A 19,619-nucleotide genomic window follows, 5' to 3' on the forward strand; every position below is an offset into this window, starting at 1 on the left:
CATACATCCTCCTAAGAATTCGTAATTCCTGCGCCAATGACAAACGACAATCCTACAGAAAGTATGAATGCCAATAAACCAATCGCCCGGTTGTCATTAGCAATCTGTTCATCCACATTGAAAAATGGCGTTAGAAATTCAAAGATTAGATAGCCAACAACGAGCAGGATAAATCCGAAGCTCCCCCACATTAACATTTGCAATAGCGAATCATTATTTTCGATTGAAAACTTAAAGATGTTTGTAACACCAAATATTTTTCCGCCTGTTGCTAATGCAACCGCGAGGTTCCCTTCAGAAATAGCTTCCCAATTTTTATATGGGGTAACCCACTCAAAAATGACCATAAACACAATCAAAGCTAAAATTGAAACGCTGTACTGAGCGATGACCATAACCCAAGTGTATTCTAACAATACGTCCATGGATGAACCCTTCCTCTTTTTATTTCAGATCTGCAACGGTGTTTCCGATTCCACCTTCGCTCATCCCACCATCTCGCGTACTAACGACGCTCGGATGTTTGGCTAGGTACGATTTCACACCTTTACGCAATGCTCCTGTCCCTTTTCCGTGAATGATGTGCACCCGCGGATACCCTGCAAGTACGGCTTCATCTAGATATTTCTCCAAACGTTGCAATGCATTTTCATACCGTTCCCCACGAAGGTCAAGTTCAGGCTTCACTTGCGAACCGCTCGTGTTTACCCGGGTCACTGGACGAATCTCTTTCGCTTTTGGTTGCTCTGTTTTCTCAAGGTCTGCGGCTGAGACCGTCATTTTCATAATACCGATTTGGACGAGATAATCTTTGTCTCCAGACTTCTCAATCACCTGGCCTTTTTGTGAAAACCGGGGTACAAACACCTCTTCACCAGGAGTAAATGTGAACGCTTCTTGTGCTTTGCGCTTTACTTGTTTTTGCTTTTTCGTAAGCGTCGGAGCCGCATCATCCAACCCTTTACGCGCTTCAATCAATTCGTGCTCTTTCACCTGCACACCTTGCTTTTGCAGCTCTCGAAGCTCAGAAACAATCAATTCTGCTTCTTCTTTCGCCCTTGCCACTTCTTTGGCAGCCCGCTCTTCAGCCTCTTGAAGCACCTTCGCTTTTTCTGTTTCCAAGTGAGAAAATGCCACGCTTAACTCCCCGTGAAGCTTTTCAGCTTCAAGACGAATGGTCTCTGCTTCTTTCATCGCGTTCTCTGCCTCTTGTTGCTGGTCTTCAAGGGAGGTGATCATCTGTTCTGCCTGTTTCGTATCGGCTTGTAACTCACTTTCCGCAGAAGTAATAATGTTCTCATCTAGGCCGAGTCGTCTTGATATTGCAAACGCATTACTCCTGCCTGGGATACCGATGAGCAATCGGTACGTCGGGCTTAGCGAAGCGACATCAAATTCGACACTCGCATTTAGCACGCCTTCGCGATTGTATGCATACCCTTTTAATTCCGTATAATGGGTAGTCGCAACCGTTCGCGCGCCACGGGCATGTACTTCGTCTAAGATGGAAACAGCTAAAGCTGCACCTTCAGCCGGGTCGGTCCCTGCTCCTAGCTCGTCAAATAATACGAGGCTTTCATGATCCACATCTCCCAGTATGCTTACGATGTTTGTCATATGGGAGGAGAAAGTACTTAAACTCTGCTCAATGGACTGTTCATCCCCGATGTCGGCATACACATTGGAGAACACCGATGCTTCTGCTTTTTCAGCTGTCGGTAAAAACAAACCTGACTGAGCCATAAGTGTGAGCAGTCCTGTCGTTTTGAGCGCAACGGTCTTCCCGCCTGTATTCGGTCCTGTGATGACAAGCGACGTGTACTCATCGCCAAGTACAAGGTCTGTTGGAACGACCGAATCAGCATCCAAAAGCGGGTGTCTTGCTTCTGGATAAGATAAATAAAACCGCTCGTTTAATTTCGGCTTCACAGCAGTTATTTCATTACTGTACCGGGCTTTGGCAAACATGAAATCAATGCGCCCCAACTGCTCGACATTTTCAAGCAGCACGGCTTCATACATACCGACTTCACCGGTCAATTCTCTCAGAATTTTTTCGATTTCTTGCTTTTCTTTCATACGTGCTTCTCGTAGCTGATTGTTCGCGTTTACGACTGATTGCGGTTCTACAAATACGGTCTGTCCCGATGAGGACTGATCATGCACCATGCCCCCGTAACTATGACGATAAGCCGCTTTTACTGGAAGCACATAACGATCGTTTCTTACCGTGATCACCCGGTCAGACAATTTGGTGTCGGCGTCTTTCGCCCGAAGAAACTGTTCCAAGCGAGACCGTACGGTTGACTCTAATGTTCGGATTTGTTGTCTTGCGCTTCGCAATGCCGAACTTGCACTGTCTAGAACATATCCATCCTCACCGATCGCTTGACGGAGCGTCTGTGCCAACTCTTTTAACGGTGCAATGTCCTCTACGACGGCCGTTAAAATGGGTAGTTTCAATTCTTCCTCTTCAGCGAGTAGCCGCTCTGTAAATTGCCGAATGACGTTGCCTGAGCGAATCGTCTCAGCGATTTCATTAAATGACTTTGCCTCAAGCACACTGCCAAGTGCCGCTCGCTTCACTTCGGAGCGAATATCGTGTAAACCGCCGAGAGGGATGTGACCACGATGACGAAGTACGTTTACACCTTCATCCGTCTCATCCAACCATTCCGTCACTTCATGAAAATCTGCTGATGGCGTAAGCTCAGCGACTCGCTCTTTTCCTAAGGCAGAGCTCACGTGCTCTGCCAAATGGTGTTTCATTTTATCGTATTCTAATGTCTTAAGCATATTCGGTTGTATGACTTTTCACCTCAATCATTCAAAAAGCGTTCGTTTATTATCCGTAAACTGCTTGAATTGCTCATATGTCCATGTATTCATGACTTGTTCTTTTTGGACGAATGCTTTGTTTAACGTTGCCACACCAATCTTCATATGATCCATCATTTCTTGGCGATGGGCATCCGTATTCACCGCAATCACAACGCCACTTGTGACTACCTTTTTTAACTGCTCGGCTGATAAGTCCAGGCGATTAGGGTTTGCATTTAATTCTAGCGCTGTTCCTGTTTCCTTTGCTCTGGCAATGAGCCAATCGATATCCACTTCATAACCGCTTCGTTGACCGATTATTCTTCCTGTAGGGTGCGCAATCATATGAACGAACGGATTGCGAAATGCCGTCTCAAGACGTTCATGGATTTGCTCTTTCGATTGCGAGAATGATGAATGGATCGAAGCAATGACAAAATCTAACGTTTGTAATACATCATTATCAAAATCAAGTGTGCCGTCAGGACGAATGTCCATTTCTGTTCCTTTTAACACTCGAATGCCTGATACGTGCTCATTCGCATCATCAATGTCTTCTGCCTGCCTCGCAAGACGTTCTTCATTCAGTCCGTTCGCTACTTGCAAAAACTTGGAATGGTCGGTAATGCAAATGTAATTGTACCCACGCTTTTTCGCATCGTCCGCCATTTCTTTCACGGAGTTTGCGCCATCGCTCCACACCGTGTGCATGTGCAAGTCACTTTGAATGTCCTCTAGCTGAATGTACGGGTGGTCGTGTCGAGACCGCTCGATCTCCCCACTTCCTTCTCTCGCTTCTGGTGGAATATACGTAAGACCAAAGTGCTCAAAAAACTGACGTTCATCTTTAAATTGCACTAAAGAACCATCTGCATCCTGCTCCACACCGTATTCGTTGATTTTTTTCCCTTGATCTTTGGCGAGCTTTCTCATCAATAGATGATGATCTTTTGATCCTGTAAAGTGATGAAGGGCTGTTGCAAAAGCTTCATCTTCGACTAATCGAAAATCGACGCCAATGCGATGTTTCTTCAGAAGAACAAACGACACTTTCGTATCTCCATCGGCAACAATCTCTTCAATGTCAGTAAGCGTTTTAAGTTGTTCACGTACCGACTGAGCGTCACTTGTACTAATGACGTAATCCACATCTTTCACTGTCTCTTTTATGCGGCGTAGGCTGCCTGCACGTTCAAAACGAAGGATATGTGTAAACGCACGCAATTGCTCCTCAATTTCTTCAGCAACCGACAGCATGTCACTCACTGGCAAACGCTCAGGCCGTTTCCCAACTTCGTTTAACGCTTGGAGGATTTTCTCCTCTGTTTTTACGCCAAATCCTTGCAGTTCTCGAATTTGCTGCTTTTCACACGCTTCTTTTAACGTATCGGCATCCGTAATCCCTAACTCTTTGTAAAGCTTCCCGACTTTTTTGCCACCTAGACTTTGTAATTGCAATAATGGCGGTAATCCTGCAGGAATGCTTTCTTTTAATTCATCCAATACATCGGACTTCCCTGTATCTCGAAGCTGTTCAATAACGCTTGCCGTACCTTTACCGATTCCTGTTAGGCTCTCTGGCTTCTCAATTTCTAGTAATGTCCGCTCTTCTCTTTCTAAAGCAGCGGCTGCTTTACGGTAAGCCGATATTTTGAACGGATTTTCTCCGGCAATTTCCATATATGTCGCAATCGTCTCTAACGATTGTATGACGTTCTTTTTATCCAACGAAACAGCCTCCTGCTATTGAATTAGTCTACGTCCACCGGCGAAATCCATAGCTCTTGCAACCAGCCGGATAGGAACGGGGTATGATCAATGATTAATCGGGCAATGGATGAGTTGCCGATCGTTTGTTGCACGGCATCCACAGGCAGCAATGCTGCAACGATGAGTAGTACAAACACGATAAGATACGCCTCAACGAATCCAAGTGCCCCACCGAGCAAGCGATTCACAGACCTGAGTACAGGTAAGTGACTAACAAAGTCGAGCATTGAAGCTAATATGTGGAGCAGTATTCTTGTCGCAAAAAACAATATCGCAAACGCAATACCGTTATAATAAACCGCTTCAAAGTTAAATGCGGATATAAACATGTTGCTTGGGTCATCTAAAAACTGTGGGTATGGGACCCACAAACGTAAGTATTCCGCAACGTCGCTATAAAATAAGTAAGCGACGATTAATGAACCGAAAAAGCTTACAAGGTGAAACAGCTGGAGAATAAACCCCCGTCTTAACCCAATAAAAAAGTTCGTCACTAAAATGAGTAGGATTAATACACTTAACATTCACTAGTCCTCGTCTTCAGCCGCATCGGCCTGATTCTTTTTTTGAGCTTTAATGTAATCGTCTGCAATATTAACAGCCGCTAACACCGCAAGCCTTGATGTATCTAAAAAAGGATTTACTCTTTTCATTTCTTTCATTTTTTCATCCACGTACTTTGACACATCGTTCACGTGATCTTCTGATTCTTCGCTAACAATGGTATATTGATGTCCATAAATCGACACAGTCGTTCGAGTTCTTCCGTTCATCACCAGTTCCTCCTATCCGTGACCACTCGCAATTGCTCTTTATCGCTATTCTCTCACACTCTAAACTTCATCATATCAAAATCAACTACATAAGAAAATCAATCCTCTAATATTCTCTACGAGTTATGGGGCAAATCGGTTACAAAAAAGAAGCAATCACACCGTTTGTGACTGCTTCTCCTTCTTTACCCTCTTAATGTAGCCCCTAGTCTCGATTGGAGCTTGCTTACGATTTGCTCGTGAACAACTTGAATGTCTTCGTCAGTGAGCGTCTCTTCTTTATTTAAGAACGACAGCGCATACGCAAGCGACTTCTTGCCAGCTGGCAAATGCTCCCCTTCGTATACATCAAATAGTTCAACATCCCTTAACCACTTGCCGCCATTTTCTTCAATAGCCCGTTGTACTTCCGAAGCGGATATTTTCTCATCAACAACGATGGCAAGGTCTCGCCTTACACCTGGGAACTTCGGTAACGGATCATATTTCATTACTGTATCTCGTTCCTTGAATAGTACATCGGCGTTCAGTTCGAACACGTACGTTGCCGCTAGACCACGCTCTTTCGAAACGGTCGGGTGAAGTTCACCGATAAAACCAATGAGCTCATCACCCATGAGAATTTCTGCACTCCTTCCAGGGTGCAAGCCAGCGCGCTCTGCTTTTTGGAATGTCCATTCATGGTGAACGCCTAGCTGTTTCGCTAACCCTTCGACGATTCCTTTAACGACAAAGAAATCAACGCTCGTCGTTGTTTCTGCCCAGCTAGACTCCCCGAATGCGCCCGTGAGTGCACCTGCAATTCTCAACTCTTCATGTGGAAGATTGTCATCTGGCGTTGGCAAGAAGACCGAACCCATTTCAAAGAACGCCACATTCGTTTGTTGACGGTTCTTATTGTACCCAACACTATCGAGAAGGTGTGGAATGAGACTACGGCGAAGCACTTGACGCTCTGCACTCATTGGCATGAGCACGCGTACATCCGCTGCTGTTTCCTTTAACATGAATTGTACAGACTTGGCTTCACTTGTCAGGGAGTACGTAATGGCTTCATTCATGCCTGCCCCTTCTAAGAAACGCCGCGCTTTTCGTTTCAATTTTTGGGTGTTCGTTAAGCTGCCGCCCGTTCGTTCCCCTATAGGATAGGTGCTCGGGATGTTGTCATAACCATGAATCCGAGCCACTTCTTCCATTAAGTCTTCTTCAATATTTAAATCGAGCCTTCTTGCTGGTATGATGACTCGCCAAGACTCACCGAGTGACTCCACTGTGAATCCGAGACGATACAAAATCTGCTCAACTTCTTCAACATGTAAGCTCGTCCCGAGCCGTTGGTTCACTCGGCCTAAATTCACTTCAACCTCTTGTTGATATTGCGGCATTTCGCCCGACTCAACAATGCCATTTAACACCGAGCCTTCGGCATATCGTTCAAGAAGATACGCTGCCCGTTCTGCGGCTTCACTCGTGCCTTGGGGATTAATCCCCTTTTCAAATCGCATACTTGACTCACTACGAAGACCGAGACGTTTGGCGGTCTCGCGCACGTTCAACGCATCGAACTGAGCGGCTTCAAGGAGTATGGTCGTTGTGCTATCCACCACTTCAGATGATGCACCACCCATGACACCCGCAAGCGCTACCGGATCTGTACCGTTCGTTATGACCACATCGGTGCCTGCTAACACACGCTCTGTTTCATCTAGGGTAATCATTTTCTCTCCAGGTTTTGCTTTTCTCGTCACCACTTCATCTGTGCCAAACCGATCGAAGTCAAACGCATGTAGGGGCTGACCGTATTCGAGCATTACATAGTTCGTAATATCAACAACATTATTGACCGGTCGCATTCCCGCACCAATTAAACGCATTTGCATCCATTTCGGTGATGGGCCAATCTTCAACTTTTGGACGACTTTTGCCCCGTAGTATGGTACATCTTCACCGTTCTCCACAGTTACGCTGACAACGTCTGCGACATTTTTGCGCACTGCGCCGTGTTCGATGTCCGGCACATGAATCGGACGGTCCAAGATGGCGGATAGTTCATAAGCAACGCCGATGATGCTGAGCGCATCCGCACGATTCGGTGTTAGATCTAGTTCTAAAATGACGTCATTTAATCCTAAATAGTCAAGAGCGTCGCCGCCGGGTACCGCATCATTTCCAAGTTCAATAATTTGATCTTGTTCTTCTTTTGGAATCATATGATCGGCTACACCTAGCTCATCAAGTGCACAAATCATTCCTTCAGATACTTCGCCACGAATTGTCGTTTTCTTAATTTCCACATTCCCTGGAAGAACGGCTCCGGGTTTCGCTACAACTACGTATTCTGCAGCAACAACGTTCGCAGCACCGCAAATAATTTGCGAAGTTTCTTCCCCCGTATCGACTTGGCAAATCGTTAGTTTGTCTGCATCAGGGTGGGGGGCCGTTTCAATCACCTTACCGATTACCACGTGGTCAATGCCATCATGAAAACGATGGACATGGTCTACTTCTAATCCACCTCGAGTCAATAATTCGGCGACCTCTTCCGGTGTGATGTCTTTTAAATCTATATAATCATTTAACCATTGATAGGAAACGAGCATTGTCTCCTTCACCTACTTTCATCGCGATATTAAAGGTTTTTAAACTGTGAGAGAAATCTCGTGTCATTCGTGTAGAAGTGCCGGATATCATCGATGCCATATTTGAGCATCGCAAATCGCTCAACACCCATTCCGAAAGCAAAACCAGAATACACTTCTGGGTCAAACCCATTCATTTCCAACACTCTTGGGTGAACCATGCCTGCACCGAGTACTTCAATCCAGCCCGAATGTTTGCATACTCGGCACCCACTACCTCCACAGACGCCACAATTCACATCAATCTCAGCTGAAGGCTCTGTAAACGGAAAATAGCTCGGACGTAAACGGATTAAGCGATCATTACCGAAATACTGCTTCACAAACGCGTCAAATACGCCTTTAAGGTCACTCATTCTTACGTTTTTATCGACATACAAACCTTCAATTTGCGTAAACTGGTGAGAATGCGTCGCATCGTCTTCATCACGTCGATACACTTTTCCGGGGCTAACCTTGCGAATCGGCCCTTCCCCTTTTGCAGCTTGTAGCGTTCGCGCTTGTACCGGGGAGATGTGCGTTCTTAGCAACGTGTCATCGGTAATATAAAATGAATCTTGCATATCTCTTGCTGGATGGTCTGGTGGCAAGTTCATCATCTGGAAGTTGAAATAATCCAATTCCACTTCAGGTCCTTCTGTCACTTCAAACCCTAATCCAATAAAAATATCTTCAATTTGCTCAACGACGGCCGTTAATGGGTGCGTCGCTCCTTGTGTCATTTTACGCCCAGGCAAGGTGACGTCGATTTGCTCTTCCGTCAACTGCTCGCGCAGTTTTGCTTCTGCAAACAGCGCAAGCTTCTCATCAATCGCTTGTTGAATCATTTCTCGCACTTCATTGGCTTTTTGGCCGACGACTGGACGCTCCTCAGCTGAGAGCTTTCCCATTCCCCTAAGCACTTCCGTAATCGGTCCCTTTTTCCCTAGGTAGGTAATGCGGACTTGTTCGAGCTGTTTTTGGTCCTCACTATTAGTTACGCCTGTAAGGGCTTCAACTTTCAGCTCTTCTAATCGTGTAATCATTCTCTTCCTCCTTATCTTCACCGTCAATACAAAAAAACCTTCGTCTCCCTAAAAAGGGACGAAGGTTTCGCGGTACCACCCTTGTTACCGACTCATGCAAAGGCTCGAGTCGATCACTCGATCACTGGTAACGGCAGTAAACCGGGGCACCTTGTGACCGGTGCCAACTCCAGAGTGAATTCAGGTGAGCTTAAAGGGAAAGGCTTGCAGTCTTTGGCCCATCCTCCCTAGACATCAGTGTTCACCGTACTACTCTCTATCAACGTGTTCGTGCATGTGTAATTTGTTCTTAGTATAGATGGTTTTCGCTAAGCTTGCAAGGGCTTAATCATGAACTTCTAAATTGGCTGAAATCTACAGGCCTCTTTTCAATAAATGCATTCTTCCCTTCTAATGCTTCATCTGTTTCATAGAACATCGCCAAACTTCCAAGTGCCATTTGATTAATTCCTGCAATGCTGGCAGAATCGGCATTAAAGGAATATTTCAACATTTTTAGTGCTGTCGGACTTTTCTCTAACATTTCGTTCGCCCAATCTCTCGCTTCTTCCATCAGTTGTTCGTGTGGAACGACTTTGTTTACGAGCCCCATTTCATACGCTTCATCCGCTGAATACTTCCGGCATAAATACCAAATCTCTCTCGCTTTCTTTTCGCCAACAATTCGTGCTAAATATGCAGAGCCAAACCCGGCATCATAGCTTCCTACTTTCGGACCGGACTGACCAAAAATCGCGCGCTCTGAGGCAATCGATAAGTCACAAATGACGTGTAAGACGTGCCCGCCGCCGATCGCGTAACCATTCACAGCAGCGATCACTGGCTTAGGGATATTGCGCATCACATAATGAAGAGTTTCCATCTCTAATCCCATTCCGCCGGTTAACCCGCCATTCGTTCCATAACCTCCGCTATCACGATCTTTTTGATCTCCACCTGCACAAAATGCTTTATCCCCAGCCCCTGTTAAGATGACGACGCCAACGCGATTATCATCCCACGCGTCACGAAAGCTGTAGATTAACTCTTGCACCGTACGCGCCCCGAATGCATTATATTTTTCTGGTTTGTTTATCGTAATTGTGGCGATGCCTTCGGATTTCTCATAGATTACTTCTTCTAGTTCCATCATGTTCCCTCCATTTTAAATTAAACGATTTTCGTTTTCCATTGTTCCAACAACCGAAATTTTTGTATCTTTCCTGAAGCCGTTCGTGCGAGTTCGGGTACAAGCTCTATATACTCCGGCCATTTATATTTCGCTACATTTTGTTCTTCTAAATACGTGACCATCATCTCGTACGTAAACGTTCCATTCGGGTTAAGAGTGATGAACGCGCACGCTTTTTCTCCCATCCTTTCGTCTGGTACTCCGACCAACGCAACTTCTTTAATTGAAGCATGCTGAAGCAAAAGATTCTCAACTTCAACCGGGCTAATATTTTGACCACCACGAATAATCATATCTTTTTTTCGGCCGACAACCCGTACGTATCGGTCGGAATCCAACGTGCCTAAATCCCCGCTATAATACCATCCGCGCTCATCTAGATATTGCCTAGTAAGCGACGGATCATTGTAATACCCAATGAAAACGTTTGGTCCTCTCGTTGCTAATTCTCCAATTTCATCGGTTGCGAGAGATTTACGGTCATCGCCGACAACTTTCGCGTCAATTCCTTCCAACACTTGACCATCTGTTTGGCTAACCCATTCTTCAGAATCATGTAAGCAGCTAATCGCATGAGGAGGGCTTTCACTTGCCCCATACACAGACAATAACCGGAACCCATTTTCTTTCGCTTCGTCAACAAGATGTCTTGGGATCGGGGCACCCCCACATAAAAAGAACCTGAGCGTCGATAATGCACCGGGGTTGCCTTGTTGTTGAATCGCTTTTAATATATCGTGGACAAAAGTTGCTGCACCCATTGAAAACGTACATTTTTGCCTTTCGATGACCCGAACGGCTTTTTCACCTTGGAAGTGGTCCATGAGTACACTCGTCGCTCCGGTGATGAGTGGCAAATTCACAGCATGCAAAAAGCCGGTAGCATGAGAAAGAGGAGATGCCATAAAAACGCGATCATCTTCTGTTATGTGTAACGCCTTTTGCATCGCCTTCTCCCCAAATAATACGGTGTTGTGTGTATGCACAACCCCTTTTGGCAATGATTCTGTTCCAGATGTAAACAAAATGACGAGGTGATCATCCGCATGTACGTCAGGGGCATCCATATTTTTATCTACAGGCAACAAATGAAACGGCAAAAACCGACGATCTTGAACGGACTCCCCTTCTTGTTCAAGAAGATACACATCGGGAAGCTTTACCGAATGAGCGACCTCATTAAGCATAGGCTCATACGCTTTTTTACGAAAGTGACGAGCGGATATGTGTAGTGCTGGTCGACTGATCGTAAACATGTTCGCGACTTCTTTTGCCGTTGCGTTCACTGGTATTGGGGTAAAGATAACGCCTATTTTTGTGCAAGCAAGGTAAATCGCTACATATTCAATCCAATTTGGCAACTGAACGGACACGACATCGCCTTTTTTTAACCCTTTTACTAGAAAACCATTAGCGATTTCTGTTGAAAAGGTTCGTAACTGCTCATACGTAATGGATCGATACGGGTCAATCACTGCGACTTGGGTAGGGTTAGATTGAACCGCTTTCAAAAAGGTTTCATAAACGGTACGCGTTTGCCAATGTCCTCGCTCATAGTAGTGGGCTTTTCGTTCTTCATGGATGTGCATCCCGTTGACCACGTTTTACACGCTCCTTTACGTTTTACTTTTCGGTCTGCCTGCCAAGTGTTGTTGTATCGTCCCTAATAATCCACCATCAACGATAAGGCTTTGTCCTGTCATATATGCACTTTTGGCTGATGCTAAAAACAGAATTACGTCGCTAACATCTTTACTCGTACCAATTCGTTTCAATGAAACGAGAGATTCACGCACGACTCGCATTTCTTCATCGTTATAAATGTCCTCGGTGAGCGGGGTGTGAATTAAGCCGGGACTCACACTGTTTACACGGATGCCATACGCCGCCCATTCGGCAGCCATTTGTTTCGTGAGCATCGTTAATGCTGCCTTACTCGTGCTATAAGCCCCCATACCAGGGTAAGCTTCATGTCCTGCCATTGAACCGACATGAATGATCGCACCTGCTTGCTTTTGCAAAAGAGGAACGAGTTGTTTTGATAATAAAAACGGCCCCCGCACATTTGTGCTTAATACACGATCCCAACTGTCGGTTTCCAAATCCATGAGTGGGGCTGGAATGGATATGCCTGCATTGTTTACAAGCACATCCAGATGATCAGTGTAACGCTTCACTTCTTCAGCAAACGTCTCAATGCTGTTCTCACAGCTCAAATCCAGTGGCAAAATCTGTACCCGGTGCTCCTTATATTCTTCTTGAAGTTGCATGATGGCATCTCGATTTGAATGGACAGCGGCAATGACCGTTGCCCCGTCATTGAGAAACGACCGGGCGGTTTCAAGACCGATACCTCCATTTGCGCCTGTAATGACAACGATTTGATTTTCATGTTCAGTCAAGCATATAACCTCCTTACGCTAGAAAAATACGGTCTGGGTCAAACTCACGTAACCACGTAAGTTCTTTGGCGCTCACTGGCCCGGCAACTTCACACTTCTCATGAACGTCAGCTTTCCATGGAATGAGCTGATTAAACCTCGACATGCTATCTTTATGCATCCATTCCACAACTTGAAATGCATCGGCTTCGTCGCCTCGTTCAAGCACACCTTCTGGCGTATAAATTTGATGGACGTGATGCCCTGGGGATGTAACATGAGGGACGGTCGACACAAACTTTCGACCATCCCCATACATCATCGCAACGACCCCGTGAGCAACAGCAGCAATATCATTAGCCCCTCCAGAACCAGTTAGGAACAAATTCTTTTCTGGAATCATCGTCGAGTTGATCTGTCCATACTGATCAATTTGCGCACCAGAGAGAATGGCTAATGTGCGATGGTTTTTGTCACCTACCATTTGACCAAGAATTTCTACGAAACTACTTTGTTTTTTATTATTGTATAAATTATTAAAATTAAAAATATAAGAGTCACCTAAAGCGGGTTTGTATCCGTAAAAACCTGTCTCTGTCAATAGTTGCACTTTCACTCCTTCAGCTTCTAATTGACGGTGGACGAGCCAAGCCGTCAAATGAGAAATGCCAATTCCAGCGAGCAACATCGTGTAATTTTCCGCTTTAATCTTTTGAGCAATCCGGCGACTAGACACGATGATGAATGTTTCTACGTCAGTTAACGGACGATCGTCGTGCTTGATCGTTTCGGTGGTGTTCGGCCTCGCCGCTCGTTCAAGTTCGTGCAATCGCTCTTCCCCTAAATGGCTCAAAAAACGGTTATGACTCACATCCAAATGTTCTCGCTCCATCCACGTTTCAATAGATTCTCCACGTTGTACAGCGTGACGAAACGATGTACGGAACTTATAATCTTCGCTATAACTATGCTCGGAGTACCCGATTGGCGAAACACCAAACGGATGCGCACTATACGGAAGTTCAACGACGGCATCGACGAGATGCGCGGGCACTTTCACGAGGTGAGACAACGATTCGATCTTTTTAGCATTCACGATCTTCTCCGCAATGACCACCACCTTCTTGGCGGCATAGATTCCCCATAAATCTTCACCATAAGGTGGGGTTACGACCGTGTTCCCATCTTCATCAGCAACACTTCCATGCACAATCGCCACATCCGGTACGAGTGAACGAATCATGACCGTATCTTTTCCTGTATTCTCGTCATGTGTATAAAAGGCGACGCCTGAGTTCAAATGTGTTTGTAGCAATGAACTTCCTTGTAAGGAGCGGGTAGGGACATAATCAAAACCGTTTGCAGCCGCCATGAAACGTTGTGGGATCGTAAGGTTCGTCCAGTACTCGAGCGTTAACCGCTCCTCCTTCGCTTGTTTCATAATGACTTTGTTCGGGGCGGAGGAAGGGTATGTTTCCCCGAAGAAAGCCCCAACGAGCTTTCTTACTTGACCGGCCCACACAAGGGCGATGGCGTGTTCGAGCATACCCGTGCCGACTAGCTCAAGTTGAAGTGCTTGGTTTTTATTTTGGCGAATGATTTCCCACGCGTACGCCATTGCCCGATTGTGCGTAAAGCTAAAATGAAGAACACATTCAGGAAAAATAAACTGTTGGACGCTTTCGGATAGACTGATTACTTTTGTCATCTCAGTCATCCTTTCTACTCTGCCATCAGGTAACTGCCAATAATCATACGCTGCACTTGATTACTTCCATCTAAGATCTGGAATACTTTTGCATCCCTCATTAAACGCTCGACTGGATAGTCTTTCATATATCCGTAGCCACCTAGCACTTGGACAGCATCTGTTGTTGCGCGCATCGCCATATCGGTAGCATAACATTTTGACATCGATACCATCGCCATCGTTTGTTTACCGACCTTCGGTGATTCACGGTCCACTCGTTCATTCGTTTCCCGGACGAGGCAACGGGCGGCTTCTAATTCCATTGCACGATCAGCTAGCATAAACCGAATCGCTTGAAAATCACCAATTCGTTTCTCAAACTGCTTCCGCTCTTTCGCATATTCAACGGCTTCATCTAAAGCGTTTTGAGCGATGCCAAGCCCAATCGATGCCGCTCCCCACGAACGCATGCTATTTCCCGTTACCGTGAGCAATTCCCAGCCATCGCCTTCATGACCGACAAGCGCGCTTTCCTCCACTTCGCAGTTCTCAAAGATAATATCCCCGGTCATACTTCCATGGAGGCCCATCTTCTTTTCAATTTTGCCGTAGTGTAACCCTGGGGTATCTTTATGAATGAGAAATGCGGAAATATCTTGTTCTGACGTTTTTGCAAACACGAGATAATAGTCTGCTACTTGCGCTAATGTGACATAGATCTTCGTACCATTTAATGTATATCCGCCTCGTTCATTCTTCTTTGCAAATGTACTTAAAGCTCTTGCATCTGACCCTGCATGAGGTTCAGTTAAACAGATGGCACAGAGGGCATCTTCTTTCGACAACGCTTTGAAAAACCGCTCTTTTTGCGGTTCTGTTCCACCCAAAGCTACCATGCGTATGACCGTATGCGTCGACAGCATCGTCGTTCCCATCATCGCTAACCCACGACTAAGTTCTTCGATTACTTGGGACAACAGCGATGAACTTGCATCAATGCCTCCGTATTCTTCTGGCAACGACATTCTAAGCAATCCATTTTCTGCAAGCGTACGTGCAAGATCATGCGGAAATTCGTCACGCTCATCCACTTCCATCGCTCGTGGGGTAATTTTATCTTTTCGGATTCTCTTTACCGTTTGGATCATTTCTTCTTCAAAGGTTTTTTCGGTAATCATTCGGTTTCCTCCTCGTCAAATTTTCTGTTAGTCAGCCATTGTTAAGCCGCCGCTTACACTCGTTACTTGCCCCGTTAAATAACCTGCCCGCTCAGAAGCGTAAAACCCTACGGCGTAGGCAATGTCTTCTGGCTCTGCCAAACGTTTAAGGGGAACTGCTTTTACGAGTGCTTGTTTCATTTTCTCTGGTTGCGATTGAAATAGTGCGGTATCTGTCGGTCCAGGACATACACAATTGACAGTAATTTGATGTCTTGCCATCTCTCTTGCCAATGATTTCGTGAAACTAATCACCCCCCCCTTGGCTCCTGCATAAACCGTCTCTCCCATACTACCGACACGTCCCGCATCGCTGCCGATGTTAATAATCCGGCCTGAAGAACGCTCAATCATTTGCGAGAGTACCGCTCGACTTCCATACAAAGCTGATTTAAAGTTGATATCGATGATTTTTTCCCAATAGCTTTCGTCGTTTTCAATAAACGGTTCAATAATGTCCCAACCGACCGTATTGACGAGTACTTCTACCGGACCTAGCTCCTGTTCAATGTCACTTACGGTTGCTTTTACGTCACTGAAACTTGTCACATCGGTCTTAAAAAAACGGCTGTCCGTTTTCTTATTCAATTCGTTTGCAGATGCCTTTCCAGTTTCTTCATTCAATTCACATACGGCCACGGAAAACCCCGCTTCAGCCAATTCTCTTGCCACTGCAAAACCTATGCCTTGCCCAGCTCCGGTTACCATTGCTACTTTTGCCATTTCTCTTCACTCCTTTTCATGAATGAACGTACGTTCGTTTTTACTTACTCATAAATTCAGGTGCTTTTTTGGTCAGAAAAGCCTCCATACCTATGCGGGCGTCCTCCGATGAAAACGCATTCAAAGTTTCCGTTAACTCACGCTCAGATCCTAGCGAGTGGGTCTGTTCGCTAGCGGTCTGAATGCAACGTTTTACACTAACAATCGCAGAAAGGGACTGATTGGCAAGCTGTGAGGCGATTTCCAGAACGTCTTCTCTGCCATTGACAACACTTGAAACGAGTCCGTGTTGATATGCTTCATCCGCATTCCACTGTTTACTAAAGTAGATCAATTCTTTTGCTTTCGTTTCACCGATTAACCTCGTCAGTCGTTGCGTACCGCCTGCCCCAGGAATTAAGCCTAGTTTGACTTCGGGTAATCCGACTTTTGCAACCTGTCTATTCATAACACGGAAGTCACAACTCATCGCTAACTCTAAACCACCGCCGAGGGCATGACCTTCAATATAAGCAATTGTCGGCTTACTCATTGCTTCGAGTTGGTCGTACAATTGCTGTAAATCTTTAACGTAGTGAACCATCTCTCTTACTTGCTGTAGCTGGTGAAACGTCTCCATCATCTTAATGTCAGCACCTGCAACAAATGCTCGAGTGAGGCTGCGAATGATGACGACCCGGTCTTGTGAACACGCTTCTACGTCATGAAACGCTTCGCGCAATTCTTCAATTAACTCTTTGTTCAACGCATTTACTGGCGGACGATTTAAAAGAATCTCGACAACCCCTTCGTCACGCAACAGTTCAATGTACTTCAATTGATACCCTCCTCTTCCACGAATGAACGGTCGTTCGTATGACGATAATTTACCATACATATCAGAAAAGTTCAAACTTTTGTGTGTGCTACTCTACAGAAATCATCCGTCTAATGTGCGCTTGTTGTTCGTCAATGTACTCATCAATGGACATTCTCGAACGGAAATACCACTGCTTTAACCCCCACATATGGCCGAGAATAATGATGTCATATGCGACAAGTGACACGTTAATTGAAGACTTAAATACCCCTTCGTTGACGCCCTCTTGTAAAATGTCTTCATAAATCTTATTCGTCTTTAGTTCCAACTCTTTAATGTATTCACGATATTTTTTGGATAGTGATTTTGAAGACACATAGGCGAGTATCACTTTCTCATATTCTTGGTCTATGATGCGATAATAATGATCGATGCCCGCAATCAACTTATCCTTCGGGTTGAGCGTCGAATCAATTCCTGAGTGGAGTTGATATTCATACCTTTTAAGAATGTACTCTAAAATGAGCACTAAAATTTCCTCTTTATTCGTCACGTACTGATAAATTGACCCGATACCAATACCGGAGTGCTTCACAATTTGACGAATCGTTGTTGCGTGATATCCATGTTTACTAAACAATTCAGTTGCTGCTTCAATTAACTTTGTATGGTTTTTTTGGACGAGTAACTCATCTTCCACTTGTGCTTCAATCATTTCAGAATTGAACGCAAACAACGCTTCTTGCTTCATGTTGAAAACCCCTTTTACTTAACTTCTGGAAAGTCCATTATATCACCAATATTTCATAAATTACATGAAGCTAGGTAGAAAGGTGACGAAATGAGGAAACACGATGAGAATGAATAAACAAACAAATACAGCCACGATCATCGGAATGACACCTTTAAATATATCTTCAATGGGAATATCTTTAGCAATGCCTTTTACAATAAATACATTCAAACCAAGGGGAGGCGTCATAAGACCGACGTTTACGACGAGCACCATTACAATCCCAAACCATACCCCATCAAATCCGAGCCCTGTAACTAAAGGGTAAATGATCGGTAATGTTAATACGAGTATTGAAACGCCTTCCATAAACATCCCGAGTATAAACAAAGCGATCAAAATGGCAGCTAAGACGACATACGGGTTGAGCCCCCAGCGAATGATTTCCTCCGACACGAAACTCGGAATGCCTGAGATTGCTAAAAACTGCGAGAATAATGTTGCGCCTATAATTATCATAAAGATCATACATGTAAGTCTGACGGACTCGTCAAGTGATTCCAGCAGTTGCGTCATCTTAAAGCGCCCTAGAATCGTAGCAACGATGAGAGAACTCATCGCACCAACACCACCGGCCTCTGTCGGTGTAAACCATCCGAGAAAAATACCTCCGATACTGACGAGAAATATGACGAGAAAAGGCCACGTGCGTTGCAACGCACTGAAACGGATTCGCCAAGATGAGCGTGAACTTTTTTTACCTTCTGCATCCCGGCTAAATTTCACAATGAGGTAGACCGTTAACATAAATAACACCGTCATTAACGCCCCAGGGAGAATCCCCCCGATGAGCAACTGCCCAACTGATTCCCCCGTCAACACACCGTAGAGAATGAGCACAACACTTGGCGGAATAAGTGCTCCGAGCGTTCCTCCTGCCACGACACAAGCGGTGGATACTTTCGGGTCATATTCATAACGCTTCATCTCTGGCAAAGCGACTTTTGCCATCGTCGCTGTCGTTGCACTCGAGGAACCTGAAATGGCCGAAAACACGGCACTTGCACCAATCGTTGACATCCCAATCCCTCCCGTGAAGTGTCCGCCCCATTTATCAACGGCACGATAAAGATCTTGGGCAAAACCACTCATGGAAAGAATCATCCCCATAAAGATAAACATCGGTATGACACTTAAGCTGTAGCTCATGGCTGTACTGACAGGTGTTCTACCGAGTTGGGCGAAAGCCGCACCCGGATCAGCAAGTACGAAGTATCCGCCTAAACCGACGAGTATGAGCGCTAACCCTACATGAACATTCATGAGAATGAGTAGGAACAGCAAAACGATACCGATGAGTCCAATGATTTCAGGAGCCATGTGCTTGATTCACCACCCGGTAATAAGATTTTAAAAGCTCGACGATTAGCGTCAAAGCAAAAACGATCACAGCAAGCGCCGCTATAATGACAACCAAATAGATCGGTAACCCCAGATCATTCGTAACATGTGCGGCTGTTCGATTTGCAAAAATGACGATATTTACACTGACCAATATGAGCAAAACAAACAATGTGGAATACGTGAAAATCGCAATGATTTGCTGTGTTCGAAATGAAAACTTCCCAACAAAAAAGTCGATTGAAATATGATCCTTTTTTAGTTGTGTAAAAGATAAGCCTAAAAAGATTAACAACGCCAACCCTAACTCAGTGAGTTCGTACGTTCCAAGAACAGGTCGAATAAAATAACGACCGACCACATCAAAAAATGTTAGGAACATCATGCCTAAAAGAATAAACGAAGCAACGTAATGACTCCATTTGCTCACCCTATGAACCCCGTTTTCAAACGACACCACCCATGCAGGCATAAGTT

17 protein-coding genes and 1 other annotated feature are annotated in these 19,619 nt (G+C 45.1%); all 17 genes read right to left on the reverse strand.

Features of this window, described 5'->3' with window-relative positions; all coding sequences use genetic code 11:
* Positions 1-11: 11 nt before the first annotated feature.
* Complete coding sequence (locus tag ACE1TF_RS07805) at positions 12-425, reverse strand: DUF350 domain-containing protein (protein WP_375015717.1); 414 nt, start codon at positions 423-425, stop codon at positions 12-14.
* Positions 426-444: 19 nt separating this feature from the next.
* Positions 445-2,796, reverse strand: coding sequence for an endonuclease MutS2 (locus tag ACE1TF_RS07810; protein WP_375015719.1), 2,352 nt, complete (start codon positions 2,794-2,796; stop codon positions 445-447).
* Between the two features lie 27 nt (positions 2,797-2,823).
* Positions 2,824-4,548 (reverse strand): DNA polymerase/3'-5' exonuclease PolX, encoded by a 1,725-nt coding sequence (gene polX / locus ACE1TF_RS07815; protein WP_081829363.1) that lies wholly within the window; start codon positions 4,546-4,548, stop codon positions 2,824-2,826.
* A gap of 23 nt (positions 4,549-4,571) precedes the next feature.
* Positions 4,572-5,114: a CvpA family protein gene (locus ACE1TF_RS07820; RefSeq protein ID WP_375015722.1), complete on the reverse strand. Its 543-nt coding sequence runs from the start codon at positions 5,112-5,114 to the stop codon at positions 4,572-4,574.
* A gap of 3 nt (positions 5,115-5,117) precedes the next feature.
* On the reverse strand, positions 5,118-5,363 hold the full coding sequence (gene zapA / locus ACE1TF_RS07825; protein ID WP_375015724.1) for a cell division protein ZapA: 246 nt from the start codon (positions 5,361-5,363) through the stop codon (positions 5,118-5,120).
* Between the two features lie 185 nt (positions 5,364-5,548).
* A complete protein-coding gene (gene pheT, locus ACE1TF_RS07830) occupies positions 5,549-7,963 on the reverse strand; it encodes a phenylalanine--tRNA ligase subunit beta (protein ID WP_375015726.1) in 2,415 nt (804 codons plus the stop codon).
* A gap of 29 nt (positions 7,964-7,992) precedes the next feature.
* Positions 7,993-9,027: a phenylalanine--tRNA ligase subunit alpha gene (pheS, locus tag ACE1TF_RS07835; RefSeq protein ID WP_042402918.1), complete on the reverse strand. Its 1,035-nt coding sequence runs from the start codon at positions 9,025-9,027 to the stop codon at positions 7,993-7,995.
* 51 nt (positions 9,028-9,078) lie between these two features.
* Positions 9,079-9,299, reverse strand: a binding site (T-box leader).
* 56 nt (positions 9,300-9,355) lie between these two features.
* Positions 9,356-10,156, reverse strand: a complete 801-nt coding sequence (gene menB, locus ACE1TF_RS07840) for a 1,4-dihydroxy-2-naphthoyl-CoA synthase (RefSeq protein WP_375015729.1) — start codon at positions 10,154-10,156, stop codon at positions 9,356-9,358.
* A gap of 20 nt (positions 10,157-10,176) precedes the next feature.
* On the reverse strand, positions 10,177-11,799 hold the full coding sequence (locus ACE1TF_RS07845) for an AMP-binding protein (protein WP_375015731.1): 1,623 nt from the start codon (positions 11,797-11,799) through the stop codon (positions 10,177-10,179).
* 15 nt (positions 11,800-11,814) lie between these two features.
* On the reverse strand, positions 11,815-12,600 hold the full coding sequence (locus ACE1TF_RS07850; protein ID WP_375015733.1) for an SDR family NAD(P)-dependent oxidoreductase: 786 nt from the start codon (positions 12,598-12,600) through the stop codon (positions 11,815-11,817).
* Between the two features lie 13 nt (positions 12,601-12,613).
* On the reverse strand, positions 12,614-14,287 hold the full coding sequence (locus ACE1TF_RS07855; RefSeq protein ID WP_375015735.1) for a CoA-transferase: 1,674 nt from the start codon (positions 14,285-14,287) through the stop codon (positions 12,614-12,616).
* Positions 14,288-14,301: 14 nt separating this feature from the next.
* Positions 14,302-15,447, reverse strand: coding sequence for an acyl-CoA dehydrogenase family protein (locus tag ACE1TF_RS07860; RefSeq protein ID WP_042402913.1), 1,146 nt, complete (start codon positions 15,445-15,447; stop codon positions 14,302-14,304).
* A 27-nt stretch (positions 15,448-15,474) separates the two neighbouring features.
* A complete protein-coding gene (locus ACE1TF_RS07865) occupies positions 15,475-16,209 on the reverse strand; it encodes an SDR family NAD(P)-dependent oxidoreductase (protein ID WP_375015738.1) in 735 nt (244 codons plus the stop codon).
* Positions 16,210-16,249: 40 nt separating this feature from the next.
* On the reverse strand, positions 16,250-17,026 hold the full coding sequence (locus tag ACE1TF_RS07870) for an enoyl-CoA hydratase/isomerase family protein (RefSeq protein ID WP_375015740.1): 777 nt from the start codon (positions 17,024-17,026) through the stop codon (positions 16,250-16,252).
* Positions 17,027-17,114: 88 nt separating this feature from the next.
* Positions 17,115-17,759 carry a TetR/AcrR family transcriptional regulator gene (locus ACE1TF_RS07875; protein ID WP_375015742.1) on the reverse strand — a complete coding sequence of 215 codons (645 nt, stop codon included), beginning with the start codon at positions 17,757-17,759 and terminating at the stop codon, positions 17,115-17,117.
* A 60-nt stretch (positions 17,760-17,819) separates the two neighbouring features.
* Positions 17,820-19,121 carry a TRAP transporter large permease gene (locus ACE1TF_RS07880; RefSeq protein ID WP_375015744.1) on the reverse strand — a complete coding sequence of 434 codons (1,302 nt, stop codon included), beginning with the start codon at positions 19,119-19,121 and terminating at the stop codon, positions 17,820-17,822.
* Positions 19,111-19,614, reverse strand: a complete 504-nt coding sequence (locus ACE1TF_RS07885) for a TRAP transporter small permease subunit (protein WP_375015746.1) — start codon at positions 19,612-19,614, stop codon at positions 19,111-19,113. Before ACE1TF_RS07885 ends, ACE1TF_RS07880 begins: the two co-directional genes overlap by 11 nt.
* Positions 19,615-19,619: the final 5 nt, after the last annotated feature.

It is taken from the genome of Geomicrobium sp. JSM 1781026 (assembly GCF_041949955.1).
Lineage (GTDB): Bacteria > Bacillota > Bacilli > Bacillales > Marinococcaceae > Geomicrobium_A.

Coding starts and splice junctions, on each gene's coding strand:
- ACE1TF_RS07805 (WP_375015717.1), bottom strand. CDS start 425: ATGGACGTATTGTTAGAATACACTTGGGTTATGGTCATCGCTCAGTAC.
- ACE1TF_RS07810 (WP_375015719.1), bottom strand. CDS start 2,796: ATGCTTAAGACATTAGAATACGATAAAATGAAACACCATTTGGCAGAG.
- ACE1TF_RS07820 (WP_375015722.1), bottom strand. CDS start 5,114: ATGTTAAGTGTATTAATCCTACTCATTTTAGTGACGAACTTTTTTATT.
- zapA (WP_375015724.1), bottom strand. CDS start 5,363: ATGAACGGAAGAACTCGAACGACTGTGTCGATTTATGGACATCAATAT.
- pheT (WP_375015726.1), bottom strand. CDS start 7,963: ATGCTCGTTTCCTATCAATGGTTAAATGATTATATAGATTTAAAAGAC.
- pheS (WP_042402918.1), bottom strand. CDS start 9,027: ATGATTACACGATTAGAAGAGCTGAAAGTTGAAGCCCTTACAGGCGTA.
- menB (WP_375015729.1), bottom strand. CDS start 10,156: ATGGAACTAGAAGAAGTAATCTATGAGAAATCCGAAGGCATCGCCACA.
- ACE1TF_RS07855 (WP_375015735.1), bottom strand. CDS start 14,287: ATGACAAAAGTAATCAGTCTATCCGAAAGCGTCCAACAGTTTATTTTT.
- ACE1TF_RS07860 (WP_042402913.1), bottom strand. CDS start 15,447: ATGATTACCGAAAAAACCTTTGAAGAAGAAATGATCCAAACGGTAAAG.
- ACE1TF_RS07865 (WP_375015738.1), bottom strand. CDS start 16,209: ATGGCAAAAGTAGCAATGGTAACCGGAGCTGGGCAAGGCATAGGTTTT.
- ACE1TF_RS07875 (WP_375015742.1), bottom strand. CDS start 17,759: ATGAAGCAAGAAGCGTTGTTTGCGTTCAATTCTGAAATGATTGAAGCA.
- ACE1TF_RS07880 (WP_375015744.1), bottom strand. CDS start 19,121: ATGGCTCCTGAAATCATTGGACTCATCGGTATCGTTTTGCTGTTCCTA.
- ACE1TF_RS07885 (WP_375015746.1), bottom strand. CDS start 19,614: ATGCCTGCATGGGTGGTGTCGTTTGAAAACGGGGTTCATAGGGTGAGC.